This window comes from Zoogloea sp. GDB6 (genome assembly GCF_056724105.1).
Map to the genome: position 1 here is coordinate 423,628 of NZ_CM161497.1, position 15,312 is coordinate 438,939.

11 protein-coding genes are annotated in these 15,312 nt (G+C 66.7%); 4 read left to right on the top strand and 7 right to left on the bottom strand.

Features of this window, described 5'->3' with window-relative positions; all coding sequences use genetic code 11:
- The first annotated feature begins 72 nt into the window (after positions 1–72).
- Both AC1PQG_RS01975 and AC1PQG_RS01980 read left to right on the top strand, forming a co-directional pair.
- Positions 73–621: a DOMON-like domain-containing protein gene (locus AC1PQG_RS01975; RefSeq protein WP_481121002.1), complete on the top strand. Its 549-nt coding sequence runs from the start codon at positions 73–75 to the stop codon at positions 619–621.
- Positions 618–1,826, top strand: a complete 1,209-nt coding sequence (locus AC1PQG_RS01980) for an exo-beta-N-acetylmuramidase NamZ family protein (protein ID WP_481121003.1) — start codon at positions 618–620, stop codon at positions 1,824–1,826. The genes AC1PQG_RS01975 and AC1PQG_RS01980 overlap by 4 nt, the downstream gene beginning before the upstream one ends.
- Positions 1,827–1,888: 62 nt before the next feature.
- Here AC1PQG_RS01980 and fliW read toward each other — a convergent pair whose 3' ends face one another.
- Positions 1,889–2,317 (bottom strand): flagellar assembly protein FliW, encoded by a 429-nt coding sequence (gene fliW, locus AC1PQG_RS01985; protein WP_481121004.1) that lies wholly within the window; start codon positions 2,315–2,317, stop codon positions 1,889–1,891.
- A 268-nt stretch (positions 2,318–2,585) separates the two neighbouring features.
- A complete protein-coding gene (locus tag AC1PQG_RS01990; RefSeq protein WP_481121005.1) occupies positions 2,586–4,121 on the bottom strand; it encodes a DEAD/DEAH box helicase in 1,536 nt (511 codons plus the stop codon).
- 291 nt (positions 4,122–4,412) lie between these two features.
- Here AC1PQG_RS01990 and ypfJ point away from each other — a divergent pair, with 291 nt between their 5' ends.
- On the top strand, positions 4,413–5,273 hold the full coding sequence (gene ypfJ / locus AC1PQG_RS01995) for a KPN_02809 family neutral zinc metallopeptidase (RefSeq protein ID WP_481121006.1): 861 nt from the start codon (positions 4,413–4,415) through the stop codon (positions 5,271–5,273).
- A gap of 68 nt (positions 5,274–5,341) precedes the next feature.
- Here the strand turns inward: ypfJ and AC1PQG_RS02000 are convergent, their stop codons facing one another.
- The 5 genes from AC1PQG_RS02000 to AC1PQG_RS02020 are packed head-to-tail and all read right to left on the bottom strand — an operon-like array spanning position 5,342 to position 11,787.
- On the bottom strand, positions 5,342–5,818 hold the full coding sequence (locus AC1PQG_RS02000) for a VOC family protein (protein WP_481122956.1): 477 nt from the start codon (positions 5,816–5,818) through the stop codon (positions 5,342–5,344).
- A gap of 56 nt (positions 5,819–5,874) precedes the next feature.
- A complete protein-coding gene (locus AC1PQG_RS02005) occupies positions 5,875–6,594 on the bottom strand; it encodes a response regulator transcription factor (protein WP_481121007.1) in 720 nt (239 codons plus the stop codon).
- Entirely contained in the window at positions 6,591–8,654 is a 2,064-nt protein-coding gene (locus AC1PQG_RS02010) for a hybrid sensor histidine kinase/response regulator (protein WP_481121008.1), read from the bottom strand. The genes AC1PQG_RS02005 and AC1PQG_RS02010 overlap by 4 nt, the downstream gene beginning before the upstream one ends.
- Positions 8,651–10,750 (bottom strand): putative bifunctional diguanylate cyclase/phosphodiesterase, encoded by a 2,100-nt coding sequence (locus tag AC1PQG_RS02015; protein ID WP_481121009.1) that lies wholly within the window; start codon positions 10,748–10,750, stop codon positions 8,651–8,653. The genes AC1PQG_RS02010 and AC1PQG_RS02015 overlap by 4 nt, the downstream gene beginning before the upstream one ends.
- Positions 10,751–10,782: 32 nt before the next feature.
- Positions 10,783–11,787 carry an AraC family transcriptional regulator gene (locus AC1PQG_RS02020; protein WP_481121010.1) on the bottom strand — a complete coding sequence of 335 codons (1,005 nt, stop codon included), beginning with the start codon at positions 11,785–11,787 and terminating at the stop codon, positions 10,783–10,785.
- A 206-nt stretch (positions 11,788–11,993) separates the two neighbouring features.
- Between AC1PQG_RS02020 and icmF the strand changes: the two genes are divergently transcribed.
- Positions 11,994–15,260: a fused isobutyryl-CoA mutase/GTPase IcmF gene (gene icmF / locus AC1PQG_RS02025; protein ID WP_481121011.1), complete on the top strand. Its 3,267-nt coding sequence runs from the start codon at positions 11,994–11,996 to the stop codon at positions 15,258–15,260.
- Positions 15,261–15,312: the final 52 nt, after the last annotated feature.

A 15,312-nucleotide genomic window follows, 5' to 3' on the forward strand; every position in this document is an offset into this window, starting at 1 on the left:
GCCGGCCCGCGGGAGTTTAACCTGTCGCGGCAGAACCGCTAAACTGCACGCCCCCGAGCTTGCTGCCACGCCATGACCGCCTCCTCTTCCGTCACACTGGTTTGCCATCCGGATACGCCGGCCGATGGTGTGCGGGCAATTCACGTGGAATTCGAGCGCAGTGCCGACGGTGGCCTGCGCGTGTCTTACCGGCTGGAAGGCGATCTGGATGCGCTACGTATTCCGGAGGTTGCCACGTCCTTGCCGCCGGAGCGCCTGTGGGCCTATACCTGTTTCGAGGTGTTCGTCTGTGCGGATGCCTCGGACGCCTATCGGGAATTCAATTTTTCCCCGAACTGCCAGTGGGCGCGCTTCGATTTCGCCACCTACCGGGGGCGTGTGCCCTCGCCGGTCGGCCCGGCGCCGCGGCTCGTCATTACCCGCGATGCCGGCGTGCTGAGCCTGGAGGCGCAACTCGAAGCGGCCAGCCTGCCGGCCGGCGAACTGCAGCTGGGCATCACCGCCGTCGTCGAGCATGGCGACGGCCATCACAGTTACTGGGCGCTGGCGCATCCGCCGGGCCAGCCCGACTTTCATCACCGCGACGGTTTTGCCGCCGCTCTCAAGGCTCCGACACCATGATCCGTTTCGGTCTCGACCGCCTGCTTGCCGACCCCGAACTGCGCCGTCCGCTGGCCGGCAAGCGGGTCGCGCTGCTGGCCCATCCGGCTTCCGTCACCCGTGACCTGACCCACTCCCTCGACGCGCTGGCGGCCCTGCCCGACATCCAGCTGTCGGCGGCCTTCGGCCCCCAGCACGGGCTGCGCGGCGACAAGCAGGACAACATGGTGGAGTCGTCGGATTTCTTCGACCCCCGGCACGGCATCCCGGTGTTCAGTCTGTACGGCGAAGTGCGCCGGCCGACGGCGCCGATGATGGACCGCTTCGACGTGCTGCTGGTGGACCTGCAGGACCTGGGCTGCCGCATCTACACCTTCATCACTACGCTGCGCTATGTGCTGGAGGCGGCCGCCCGCCACGGCAAGAGCGTGTGGGTGCTGGACCGCCCGAACCCGGCCGGGCGTCCCGTCGAGGGGACGTTGCTGCAGCCGGGCTGGGAGAGCTTCGTCGGCGCCGGCCCGCTGCCGATGCGCCACGGCCTGACGATGGGCGAGCTGGCCCGCTGGTTCGTCGCCACGCTGAAGCTCGACGTGGATTGCCAGGTGATCACGATGGAGGGCTGGCAGCCCGAGGCGGCGCCCGGCTATGGTTGGCCGCTGGGCGAGCGCAGCTGGATCAACCCGAGCCCCAACGCGCCCAACCTGTCGATGGCGCGGGCCTATGCCGGCACCGTGATGCTGGAGGGCACGACGCTGTCCGAAGGGCGCGGCACCACCCGCCCGCTGGAACTGTTCGGCGCGCCGGACCTGGACGCCCGCAAGGTGCTGGCCGAGATGGCGGCCTTCGCGCCCAACTGGCTGGCCGGCTGCAAGCTGCGCGAATGCTGGTTCGAGCCGACCTTCCACAAGCATGCCGGCAAGCTGTGCCAGGGCGTGCAGATCCACGTGGAAGACCCGACCCATTACGATCACGCAGCCTTCCGCCCGTGGCGCCTGCAGGCGCTGGCCTTCAAGGCGATCCGCCGGGTGCGCCGGGACTACCCGCTGTGGCGGGATTTCCCCTACGAGTACGAGCACGACCGCCTGGCCATCGACCTGATCAACGGCTCGGAGATCCTGCGCGAGTGGGTGGATGATGCGACGACGCGCCCCGGCGACCTGGATGCGCTGGCGCTGGGCGACGAAAAGGTGTGGGACGAAGAACGGCGGGATTATTTGCTGTACTGAATGAAACGGCCTCCGGCCCTGCCGGGCAGGGCGGGAGGCCGCCTGTGTGATGCTGGGCGCGCTCAGACGGCGCGCAGGGTCACGCTGGTGTCGACGCGGCCGATGATCTTCTGGACCGCGCGACGGGTAGCGGTATTGATGACCAGCGGCGCCATTACGTTGGCTTGCGGGGCGACGGCCCCCGTGTCGTTGTTGCGGACGATCAGCAGCACGCTGACATCGTCCGGATTGCCGAGCTGGAGCGCGTCGACTTCGTCGTCGGTCAGCGTGAATTCATAGTTCAGTCCGAGCACATCCGGTGTAGTGACGGTGAAGGTCACTTCGGGGTTGTCCACGCCTTGTAATACGAAGATGTTCGGAGCGTCGTCGCCTTCAGGGTGCAGCAGCGTGAATTGGTGGGTGGCTTCGAAGCCAGGCAGGCCGTTCGGGAATTCGATGATGCGTTCGGGCGAGACTTCGATTTCGCCGATGACGGGACTGGAGATTTTCATGGTTTTTTCCCCCTTTGGAATGAGTGTCGGGCAGGCTCGAATGATGCGTGCCGAAAACTGTATTCCATCATAGATGGCCGGCAGTTGATCCACCTCAGGAATTGAGGGGTCTTTTGATGCTATTCCTGTCTCCGTCTTGCGCTCGGGGAAGGGCGCCCTGTCTTGCTCTCGTCGGGATATGGGGGATGCACGCATGACAAGGGGGCGCCCGTGGGCGCCCCCTTGTCATGTGCCGCGAGCCGGGCCGTGGCCCGGCGTCGCTGCGGTGTCAGCGGTCGCGGTTGAAGGTGCGGCCAGCGCGCGGCTTGCCGCCGGTGCCTTCGCTGCGTCCGCCGCCGAAGCCACCGGCATTGTGGTGGCTGGAGCTGCGCTTGGCCACGTGGGGGAACTCGGTACGGTGTTCCGGATGGCGCGGGGCGCTGGCGCCATCGGCGCGGCGGGGGGCGTCGCGGAAATCGCGGCGGCCTTCGCCGTTGCCGGCCCACGGGCTGGCGCTGCGGCCTTCTCCACGGTTGTCGTCACGGCGTTCGCGGTCGAAACGACCCGCGCCACTGCCGAAGCCGCCGGACGGGCGCTTGTCGCCGAAGCGGCCACCGCCGCCGTTGCCGTAGCCGCGGCCGTCACGGCGCGGACCACCGGGGCGGCGCTCGTCGGCCGGCAGCGTGGTACGCGGCTCGAGACCGGGCAGGGTGTGCACGGCCAGCGGTTGGCGGGTGTAGCGTTCGATGGCGCGCAGCAGGCGCACGTCGCGGCGCTCGGCCAGGCTGATGGCGATGCCGCTGGCGCCGCCGCGGCCGGTACGGCCGATGCGGTGCACGTAGTCGGCGGCGACCTTCGGCAGGTCGTAGTTGATCACGTGGCTGATGGTGCGCACGTCGATGCCGCGGGCGGCGACGTCGGTGGCGATCAGCACGCGCAGGTGGCCGCGACGCAACTGGTCCAGCGTGCGGGTGCGCATGCGCTGGTTCATGTCGCCGTGCAGGGCGGCAACGGAGTGGCCCTGGGATTCCAGGTTCAGCGTCAGGGCATCGGCGTCGCGCTTGGTGGCGGTGAACACGATGGCCTGTTCGACGCCCACGTCACGCAGGATGCCGTCGAGCAGACGGTTCTTGTGGCTGATGTCGTCGGCGACCAGCAGACGCTGTTCGATGTTCTCGTGGCGGGTCTGCGCGGAGGCGATCTCGATGCGCTCCGGATCCTTCAGCAGGCGCTGCATCATGCGCGCGACCTGACCGTCGAGGGTGGCCGAGAAGAACAGCGTCTGGCGATCGGCCGGCAGCTTGGCGACGATGGCCTCGATGTCGTCCACGAAGCCCATGTCGAGCATGCGGTCGGCTTCGTCGAGGATCAGGATCTCCAGGCGGGCGAAGTCGATGCGGCCGCTGTTCATCTGGTCCATCAGACGGCCAGGGGTGGCCACCAGGATTTCATAGGGGCTGGACAGCAGCTTGTTCTGCACCGGGTAGGGCATGCCGCCGACCACGCTGACGGCCTTCGCGTAGCGCAGGTTCTTGCCGTAGCCCTTGCACGCGTCGGTGACCTGAACGGCCAGTTCGCGGGTGGGGGTGAGCACCAGCACGCGGGGGCCGCGGGCCTTGATGGTGGATTCGGTGGTCAGGCGCTGCAGGGACGGCAGCATGAAGGCTGCCGTCTTGCCGGAGCCGGTCTGGCTGGAGACCACGAGATCCTTGCCGGCGAGGGCGGCCGGAATGGCGGCTTGCTGAACCGGGGTGGGTTCGGTGTAGCCGGCGTCGGCAACGGCTTTGACGATCTGTTCGGAGAGCCCGAGAGTGGCGAAATCCATGTTCGCTTCCTTATCTTTTGTATTGCGGATGCGGTGCCCGCGAAGAAAAAACGGCAACGCGCCGCCACGCGAAAACGCGTGCGACTGAATGGCTGCCTGACTGGCATATCGGCACTAACCGATCAGGACAACCTCACGTCTAATACGGGAGATATAAGAAGGTCAGGGACGATGTGACTCGGTGCGAAACCGCTTTTTTGCACCGGACCGCGGACTATAGCCATAATGCGCCCACTGCACAAGGAAAATGTTGCAGCGCGACAAGGTATTGCAGGTCTTGAAGGAGGCTTTATGCGTTTGGACGACAGCCGGGAAAGCGACAACGTCGAGGATCGGCGCGGTGGCGGGGGCGGTGGCTTGCCCGTGGGCGGCATCGGCGTCGGCACCGTGGTGCTGGCGCTGGTGGCGATGTATTTCGGCATCGATCCGCGGGTTGTGCTGAACCAGGCGTCCCATGTGTCGGCCCCGCCACCGTCGGCGGCGCAGCAGCAACACCGCCCGCCGGCCAACGACGCGGAGACCAAGTTCGTGCGCAAGGTGCTGGCCGAGACCGAGGACACCTGGCAGCAGATCTTCCGCCAGGCCGGCAAGCAGTACGAGGATCCGAAGCTGGTGCTGTTCACCGGTGTTACCCGCACCGCCTGCGGTACCGGACAGGCGGCGATGGGGCCGTTCTACTGCCCGGCGGACCACAAGGTCTATATCGACCTGGGTTTCTATCAGGAACTGAAGACGCGCTTCAAGGCGCCGGGGGATTTCGCCCAGGCCTATGTGATCGCCCACGAGGTCGGGCACCACGTGCAGAACCTGCTCGGCGTGTCGGCCAAGGTGCAGGCGGCGCGGGAGCGGGCCGGCGAGCGGGAGGCGAATGCGCTGTCGGTGCGCCTTGAGTTGCAGGCGGACTGTCTGGCCGGGGTGTGGGCCAAGAACGCCGATACGGCCCGCCACATCCTCGACCAGGGCGACCTGGAGGAGGCGCTGCGCGCCGCCACCGCGATTGGCGACGACACGCTGCAGAAACAGGCCAAGGGCTACGCGGTGCCGGACAGCTTCACCCACGGTTCGTCGGAGCAGCGGGTGCGCTGGTTCAAGCGGGGCATGGAGAGCGGCCAGGTGAAGGACTGCAATACCTTCCAGGCCAAATCGCTGTAATCGGCGCTAGACGTGCGAAGGGCCGGTCTCCGCAAGAGGGCCGGCCCTTCGTCGTTTGCTGCGGGTGATCAGCCGGCCAGTTTGGCGAAGGCGTCGATCACTTCCTGCGGGGCCTGGACCAGTTCGACCAGCACACCTTCACCACCGATGGGGAATTCTTCGTTGCCCTTGGGGTGGAGGAAGGTGATGTCGAAACCGGCGGCGCCCTTGCGGATGCCGCCCGGCGCAAAGCGCACGCCGTTGGCGCTCAGCCACTCGACGGCCTTCGGCAGGTCGTCGATCCACAGGCCCACGTGGTTCAGCGGGGTGGTGTGCACGGCCGGCTTCTTGTCGGGGTCGAGGGGCTGCATCAGGTCGACTTCGACCTTGAACGGGCCCTTGCCCATGGCGGTGATGTCCTCGTCCACGTTCTCCCGTTCCGACTTGAAAGTGCCGGTGACTTCGAGGCCGAACATGTCCACCCACAGGGTGCGCAGGCGGTCCTTGGACGGGCCGCCGATGGCGATCTGCTGGACGCCGAGTACTTTGAATGGTCTTGTCATGATTGGTTTTTCCCTCCTAAAGGAGCCGGCATTCTACGGGAGTCGGCGGCCGGGCGGGATCACTCCCAGGCCACGGCGGCGCACAGCAGGTAGCCGGCGCCGTATACCGTCTTGATGATCTTCGGGTCCTGCGGATCGTCCTCGAGCTTGCGGCGCAGGCGCGAGATGCGCACGTCGATGCTGCGGTCGAAGGGGTCGAGGTCGCGCTCGCCGATCAGCTGTTCGCGGGTCAGGATCTTGTTGGGGCGCTTCAGCAGGGTCTGCAGCAGCGCCGCCTCGGCGGCCGACAGCGTGACTTCGCGGCCGTCGGTGGCGCTGAGGTGGAGGCGGCCGAGGTCGAAGTGCCAGCCGGCGAAGTGTGCGCCGCTGTGGCTCCCGGGCTCCTGCGCGGCAGCCTTCTGGTAGCGGCGCAGGATGGAGCGCACGCGGGCCACCAGCTCGCGGGGCTCGAAGGGCTTGACCAGGTAGTCGTCGGCGCCCAGTTCCAGGCCCAGCACCCGGTCGGTGAGGCCGTCGCGGCCGGTCAGGATCAGGGCTGCGCAGGGGTGCTGCTCCTGCAGTTCGCGCAGCACCTGCAGGCCGTCCATGTCGGGCAGGCCGAGGTCGAGGATGGCCAGCTCCGGCTGCACGCGGCGGGCCCGCGCCAGCAGTGCGCGGCCGGTGCCGAAGCTCTCGCTGCGGAAACCGTACTCGGCGAGGCTGCTGGCGATCAGGCGGGCGATGTCGGCTTCGTCTTCGACAATGAAGATCAGGGGGCTGTCCTTGTCGGCGGCGGTCATGGTGCCGGAGTCTCCGGATGGTCGAGGGCGGTGAGGGCTGCGGCCAGGGCGCTGCGCTCGAAGGGTTTGCGCAGGGTCGGGATGTCGGGCATGCCGGCCGGCGGTTCGCCGGTGGCGTAGCCGGTGATCAGCAGGATTGGCAGCGCGGGGCGCAGTGCGCGGGCAGCGGCGGCCAGTTCCCGCCCGCCGAGGCTGGGCATGACGGTGTCGGAGACCAGCAGCGCGATGTCCTCCACCGCCTCCAGCATTGCCTTCGCCTCGATGCCGTTGCCGGCTTCGAGGACCGGATAGCCCAGTTCGGTGAGCTGCTGGCGGATGACCTTGCGCACTGCGGGCTCGTCCTCGACCAGCAGCACCAGGCGGTGGGCGTTCTCGGTGGCCGTCGCGGCCGGGGCTGCGGGGCCGGGTGTCGGCGCCGGCGCGTCGGTCATTGGTACGATGAAGCGCACGTTGGTGCCGGTGCCCGGCGTGCTGAGCACGCGGATGTTGCCGCCGGACTGACGGATGAAACCGTACACCATGGCCAGGCCGAGGCCGCTGCCGGCGCCGAAGGCCTTGGTGGTGAAGAAGGGTTCGAAGAGGCGCGGCAGCAGCTCTGGCGCAATGCCCGAGCCGGTGTCGGAGACGTCGAACTGCACGTAGTCGCCGGGGGGGACCTCGGCCTGCTGGGCGATGTTCGGTGTGACCTGGCGCTGCGTCACGGCGATGCGCAGCTCGCCGCCGTCGGGCATCGCGTCGCGGGCGTTGATGGCCAGGTTGAGGAGGGCGCTTTCCAGCTGGTGGGGATCGACCAACGCGTAGAGCTTGTCCGCCGGCAGGTCGAGCTGCATGTGGATGCGCTCGGTGAGGGAGCGCGACAGCAGCGAGGTCATGCCATGCACCAGCGCGCCGACTTCCACCGGGCAGGGTTCCAGCGGCTGCTGGCGGGAGAAGGTCAGCAGGCGGCGGATCAGTTCGGCGCCGCGCCGCGCCGCCGACAAGGCCGGCTCCAGGTAGTCGTCGTAGCCCTGGTGGGCCGGCAGTTTGTCGCGCAGCGTGGCCAGGTTGCCGGTGATGATGGTGAGCAGGTTGTTGAAGTCGTGGGCCAGGCCACCGGTGAGCTGGCCGACCGCTTCCATCTTCTGGGCCTGGATCAGCGCGGCCTGGCTGGCTTTCTGCTCGGTGATGTCGATGGACAGCACGAAGTAGCCCTGCACGCCGCCGTTCGGCGAGACCTCGGGCACCAGCGCGCTGCGCGCATGGACCTGGCGGCCGGCCGGGTTGAGGCGCGAATACTCGTAGCTGACCTGCTCGCCGGTGGCCGCCTGCCCGATGTAGGGCCGGATCTGCGCGTAGGCCTCGGGGCCGAAGACCTCGGCGATGCTGCGCCCGATGATCCGCGTCGGGTCGATGCCGAACCATTCGGTGTAGCCGCGGTTGGCGAAGATGTAGCGCTCGTCGGCGTCCACGTAGGCGATCAGCGCCGGGATTGCGTCCATGATCAGGCGCAGGCGTTCCTCGCTGCGGGCCAGCTGGCCGGCCAGCGCGTCGAGGCGTGCGGTGGCTGCTTCCAGTTCCGCCGTGCGTGCGCTGACGCGGGTTTCGAGAGCGGCGTTCTGGCTTTCGATGAGGCGCTCGTAGCGGCGCTGCTCGGTGATGTCGGTCCACAGGGTCACGAAGCCCAGGTTCGGGATCGGCACGCCGCGGATCGACAGCACCTGGCCGTTGGGACGGATGCGTTCGGCCTGGTGGGGCTGGAAGGAGCGCACCGAGGCCATGCGTTCGGCGACCAGGCGCTCCACGTCGGCTTCGTTGCCGCCGCGTCCGCCAAGCCCATATTCGCCGCGCTGTGCGTTGAAGCGCACAAAGTCTTCGAAGGGCGTGCCGACCCGCACCATGTCTTCCGGAAAATCGAGCAGGCGCAGCAGTGCCTTGTTCCAGGTGACCAGCTTGGGGGCCGCATCGAACACCGCGATGGCCTGGTCGAGCAGGTCGAAGCCGGCCAGCAGCAGGTCGTAGCGCCGCAGCTCTTCCGGCGTGGCGGGCTTGCCGGGGTTGGCGGGCGGCAGGCGGGACGTCATCGGCAGTGGCGGGCGATGTAGTCGAAGAAGGCGTCTTCCGGCAACGGCCGCGAGAACAGGTAGCCCTGGCCGTAGTCGCAGCCGGCAGCGGCCAGGCGTTCGCGCTGGGCTTCGCTCTCGATGCCTTCGGCGACCACTTCGAGGTCGAGCTTGTGGGCCATCGCGATGATCGCCTCGGTGATCGCCAGGTCGCTGGGGTCGGTGGTCAGGTCGCGCACGAAGGAACGGTCGATCTTGAGGGTGTCGATGTCCATTCGCTTGAGGTAGGCCATCGCCGAGTAGCCGGTGCCGAAGTCGTCGATGGAGATCTGGATGCCGGCGGCGCTGAGGCAGGCCAGCTGGGCGGTGACTGACGGGTGCTCGTCGAGCAGCAGGCCCTCGGTGATCTCGATGGCGATGCTGGCGCCGGGCACGTTCCTCTCGGTGAGTTCGTCGAGCAGGACGGCCAGCGAGCGACCCTTGGCGAACTGGCGCGGCGACGCATTGACGGTGATCTGCAGACTGTCGGCCAGTTCGGGTGGCACCGTTGAGCGCCAGCGCGCCACCATGTCGATGGCCTCGCGGAAGACCCAGGTGCCGATGGTGTCGATGAGGCCCAGCTCCTCGGCCACTGGCACGAATTCGGCCGGCGATACGGCGCCGCGCTGCGGGTGGTTCCAGCGCAGTAAGGCTTCGGCCTTGTGGAAATGGCCGTCGGCGAGGCGCAGGATGGGCTGGTAGTGCAGGCTCAGCTGGCCCCGGTCGAGGGCGTGGCGCAGGTCCTTGCCCAACTGCAGGCGCTGCAGTGCGGCTTCCTGCATGCGCGGCGAGAAGTAGCTGAAGCGGTTCCGGCCCTCGTCCTTGGCGTGGTACATGGCCTGGTCGGCGTTCTTCAGGATGTTGGCCGGGGTGTCGGCGTCCTTCGGGAACAGCGTGATGCCGACGCTGGCCGACACGTAGGCGATGTCGTGGCCGAGCTGGAAGGGCTGGGCGAGGGTGTCGATGATGTCCTCGGCGATGCGCTCGATCGGTGCCTCGTCGGCGAGGCCGGGCAGCAGCACGGTGAATTCGTCGCCGCCCTGGCGCGCCACCGTGTCGGATTCGCGCACGCAGCTGACGATGCGGCGCGCCGCCTCGACGAGCAGTCGGTCGCCGGCTTCATGGCCGAGGGTGTCGTTGACCTCCTTGAAGCGGTCCAGGTCGATGAACATCACCGCCACGCAGTCGTGGGTACGGTGGGACTGCTTCATCAGCTCGGCCAGGCGGTCGTTGAGCAGGCGGCGGTTGGGCAGGCCGGTGAGCGGGTCGTAGTTGGCCTGCATCCAGATCAGGGCTTCGGTCTGCTTGCGGTCGGTGATGTCGGTGATTACGCCGACCAGGCCGCCGAGGCTGCCATCCGACTTGAAATAGGTGGCCTTGTTGAAGATCACGTCCCGGTTGCGGCCGTCCGCTGACGAGACCAGCGCCTCGTAGGTCTGCACGCCGGGATGGTCGAACAGGGCCTGGTCGGCCTCGTGGTAGCGGGCCGCCAGCTCCGGCGGAGAGATCTCGAACACCGAGCGGCCGACGAGCTCGTGCCGCTGCTTGCCGAGGAAGGCTTCGAAGGCCTTGTTGCAGCCCACGTAGCGGGCGTGTTCGTCCTTGAAGAACAGCGGGCTGGGAATCGCCTCGATGAGCTGGCCGATGAAGTGCAGCTGTTCGCGGGCGGTCCGTTCGGCAGTACAGCGGGCGGTGATGTCCACCAGCATGCCGATGATGGCCGGGCGGCCGTCAAACTCGGTGCGGTTGCCGAACACCTCCAGCTCGATCTGGCTGCCGTCCTTGCGCCGCCCGCGGAAGGTGTAGTGGGCGGTGTCGGCTCCATGGTGGAGGCGCCGGGAGATGGCCTCGCTGACCTTGCAGCGGTCTTCCGGCATGATCAGCGCGGTGGGGCCCAGGCGGCCGCAGATTTCTGTCTGCGTGTAGCCGAACATCTCTGCGAAGCGCGGATTGGCGTAGCGGAACAGATCGTCCTGGATGATGTAGATGCCGATCAGCGCATTGCGGATGAGGGTGGGCAGCAACTCGTCCGCTTCGCGTAGCAGCTCTTCGGTCAGGGGTTCGTAAACGCGAGGCATGAAAAGGGAATGTTCTGGGCCGACCTGCCATTCTAGGCTTTGTCGTTGCAGTTGACCGCTTCGTCGTGGGCCAGCTGGCGCCGGTAGCGTTCCGGCGACATGCCGGTCCATCCGGTGAAAGCCCGATAGAAGGCCGAGGTGTCGGCGTAGCCGAGGTCGGTGGCAACCTGGGCGATGGACTGGCGGGTCTTGGTAAGGCGCGACAGGGCCAGGTCTCGGCGCAGGGCTTCCTTGATGCCGCGGAAGCTGGAGCCTTCTTCTTCCAGGCGGCGATGCAGCGTGCGCGGCGACATGTGCAGGCGGCCGGCCACGTCGTCCTGGGACAGGCTCACCGGCAGCGCGTGGCGGATCAGGTCGCGGACCCGCGTGACGGTATTGCGGTCGCGCCGGTAGAGCATGCTGATGCGTCCCGGCGCGCCGTCCAGGAAGGCCGCCAGCGCGGCTTCGTCGCGGCGGATCGGCAGGTCGAGGAGGGTGGCGTTGAAGCGGGCCACCAGCCGTGTGCCGGTCACGAAGGCGGAACGTTCCGTGTAAACCAGCGCGTAGTCGTCGGCATGGGCGGGGCGGGCGAAGGGGAAATCCACCGCGTCGAGGGCCAGCCCGCGCCCGACGAGCCAGCACGACAGGCTGTGCAGCAGGCGCAGCAGCCATTCGAAGGCGAAGACCCGGGCCGGGTCGTCCGGTGTGGCGGCCACCGGCACGAGCTCGGTGATGTGCAGCTCCGCGCGGTTGTCCTGGCGCTGCACGCCGACCGCCAGGTCGGGCAGCACGATGGACAGGAAGCGGCGCGCCCGGTCGAGGGCGTCGGCCAGCGTTGGTGCGCCGAGCATGCCGCGGCACAGGAACTCGAAGCTGCCCGGCCGCATCGGCATTGAGAACAGGCCGAAGCCCTCGTCCTGCAGTTCGCTGATCACCAGGTTGTACAGCGTGGCGTAGCGGTCCACTGGCACGCGACTGGCCGCGTCTGCAAGATTGATGTCGAGGCCGGCGAGCAGCGGCGCTGTGTCGATGTTGCGATGCAGCATGCCAAACAGCATGCCACTCACGAAACCCATTGAAACAGTGGCACGTTTACGGGACTGACTGGTGCTCAAGAGGGTTTCGGCTCCCTGGCGTACGAACGGAAAGGTGAAAATGCAGCTTGGCGGATTTTGCACGAATCCCGTCGACAACGGCAATGGCGGATGCCGCCGCCCGCTTCTACCATGAACGCATCGACAAACATGATGTGGGGGAGACAACCATGACCGACCTGAGCGTTGCCAACAAGCTCGTCGCTTACAAGCCCAAGAACAAGGTGCGTTTCGTCACCGCGGCGGCACTGTTCGATGGCCACGACGCGTCGATCAACATCATGCGGCGGATTCTTCAGTCCACCGGCTCCGAGGTGATCCACCTCGGGCACAACCGTTCGGTGGGCGAGATCGTCAATGCCGCGCTGCAGGAAGACGTGCAGGGCATCGCGATCACGTCCTACCAGGGCGGCCACGTGGAGTTCTTCAAGTACATGATCGACCTGCTGCGCGAGAACGGCGGCGAGAACATCAAGGTCTTCGGCGGCGGCGGCGGCGTGATCGTGCCGGCCGAGATCAAGGAACTCCACGACTACGGCGTGACCCGCATCTACTCGCCGGAAGACGGCGCCATCCTCGGCCTGCAGGGCATGATCAACGACGTCGTCGAACGCTGTGATCAGGACCTGAGCCACGCCGGTCCGCAAGGTGCCGAGGCGGTCATTGCCGCACTGCAATCCGGCGATCGCCGCACGCTCTCGAAGGTCATCACCGGCCTCGAGAACGGCGCCTATCCGGACGCGGTGAAGGCCGCGTTGATCGAGGCCGCCAAGGATCTGAAGGTGCCGGCCCTCGGCATCACCGGTACCGGCGGCGCCGGCAAGTCCAGCCTCACCGACGAGCTGGTGCGCCGCTTCCGCCTCGACCAGGACGACCAGGTCAAGCTGGCCATCGTCTCCATCGACCCGTCCCGCAAGCGTACCGGCGGCGCGCTGCTCGGCGACCGTATCCGCATGAACGCCATCGAGCACCCGAACATCTTCATGCGCTCGCTGGCCACCCGCGACACCGGCAAGGAGGTCTCCGCCGCGCTGCCCGAAGTCATCGCCGCCACCCGCCTGGCCGGCTTCGACCTGATCATCGTCGAGACCTCCGGCATCGGCCAGGGCGATGCGGCCATCGTGCCCTTCGTCGATGTGTCCCTGTACGTGATGACCCCCGAGTTCGGTGCCGCCAGCCAGCTCGAGAAGATCGACATGCTCGATTTCGCCGATTTCGTGGCGATCAACAAGTTCGACCGCAAGGGCTCCGAGGATGCGCTGCGCGACGTGCGCAAGCAGTACCAGCGCAACCGCGAGCTGTTCTCCACGCCCACCGAGCAGATGCCGGTGTTCGGCACCATGGCCGCCCGCTTCAACGACGACGGTGTCACCGCGCTGTACCAGGCCATCGCCCCGCTGCTGTCCGCCAAGGGCCTCAAGCTGGCTGCGCCCAAGCTGCCGCTGGTCAGCGTCAAGGCCTCCAGCCGCGGCCGTGCCATCGTTCCCGCCGAGCGTGCCCGCTACCTGGCCGAGATCGCTGATTCCGTGCGCGGCTACCACAAACACACGGCCGACCAGGCCAAGGTGGCCCGCGAGCGCCAGGCCCTGCGCATTTCCAAACAGCTCTTCGAAGGCTGCAAGAAGGACGCGGGAAGCTTCGATGAGCTCATCGAGTGGAAGGACGGTGAGCTGACCGGCACCTCCAGGAAGCTCCTCGACATGTGGCCGAAGACCGTCGAGCTGTACGCTGCCGACGAGTATGTGGTGAAGATCCGCGACAAGGAGATCCGCACCCAGCTGACCAGCGAATCCCTGTCCGGCACCAAGATCCGCAAGGTGTCCCTGCCGCGCTTCGAGGATGACGGCGAGACCCTCAAGTTCCTGATGAAGGAAAACGTCCCCGGCTCCTTCCCCTACACCGCCGGCGTGTTCGCCTTCAAGCGCGAGGGCGAGGACCCGACCCGCATGTTTGCCGGCGAAGGCGACGCCTTCCGCACCAACCGCCGCTTCAAGAAGGTGTCCGAAGGCATGCCGGCGCACCGCCTCTCCACCGCCTTCGACTCGGTGACGCTGTACGGCTGCGACCCGGATCCGCGTCCGGACATCTACGGCAAGATTGGCAACTCCGGCGTGTCCATCGCCACGCTGGACGACATGAAGGTGCTGTACGACGGCTTCGACCTGGTCAACCCGACCACCTCCGTGTCGATGACCATCAACGGCCCGGCGCCGATCATCCTGGCGATGTTCTTCAACACCGCGCTGGCCCAGCAACTGGCCAAATTCAAGGCCCAGAACGACCGTGAGCCGACCGAAGAGGAAGCCGACAAAATCCGCGAATGGGTGCTGGCCAGCGTGCGCGGTACCGTGCAGGCCGACATCCTGAAGGAAGACCAGGGCCAGAACACCTGCATCTTCAGCACCGAGTTCGCGCTGAAGATGATGGGCGACATCCAGGAGTTCTTCGTGCATAACAAGGTGCAGAACTTCTACTCGGTGTCGATCTCCGGCTACCACATTGCCGAAGCCGGTGCGAACCCGATCAGCCAGCTCGCCTTCACGCTGTCCAATGGCTTCACCTACGTGGAAAGCTACTTGGCCCGCGGCATGCATATCGACGATTTCGCGCCGAACCTGTCCTTCTTCTTCAGCAACGGCATGGATCCGGAATACTCGGTGATCGGCCGCGTCGCCCGCCGCATCTGGGCTGTGGCGATGAAGAACAAGTACGGTGCAAACGAGCGCAGCCAGAAGCTGAAGTACCACGTCCAGACCTCCGGCCGCTCGCTGCACGCCCAGGAAATGGACTTCAACGACATCCGCACCACGCTGCAGGCGCTGATCGCCATCTACGACAACTGCAATTCGCTGCACACCAACGCCTACGACGAGGCGATCACCACGCCGACCGAGGAATCGGTGCGCCGCGCAATGGCGATCCAGCTGATCATCAACCGCGAATGGGGCCTCGCCAAGAACGAGAACCCGAATCAGGGCGCCTTCATCATCGAAGAGCTCACCGACCTGGTCGAAGAGGCGGTGCTCAAGGAGTTCGAAGCCATCAGCTCCCGCGGCGGCGTGCTCGGCGCGATGGAAACCGGCTTCCAGCGCGGCAAGATCCAGGAAGAGTCGCTGTACTACGAGCACAAGAAGCACGACGGCTCCTACCCGATCATCGGCGTGAATACCTTCCTTAACCCGAAGGGCATGGCTCAGCAGGAAATCGAGCTGGCCCGTTCCTCCGAGGACGAGAAGCAGAGCCAGCTCACCCGCCTGGCCGACTTCCAGGCCCGCAACGCCGAGGAAGCGCCCAAGTGGCTGGCCAAGCTCAAGCAGACCGTCATCGAGAACGGCAACGTCTTCGCAGTGCTGGTGGAGGCGGTGAAATACTGCTCCCTCGGCCAGATCACCGGTGCCCTGTACCAAGTGGGCGGCCAGTACCGCCGCAGCATGTAAGGCTTACAAGAAGACCTCTCGGCAAGAGGGGAACAGCAGGAGAAAGCGGCGC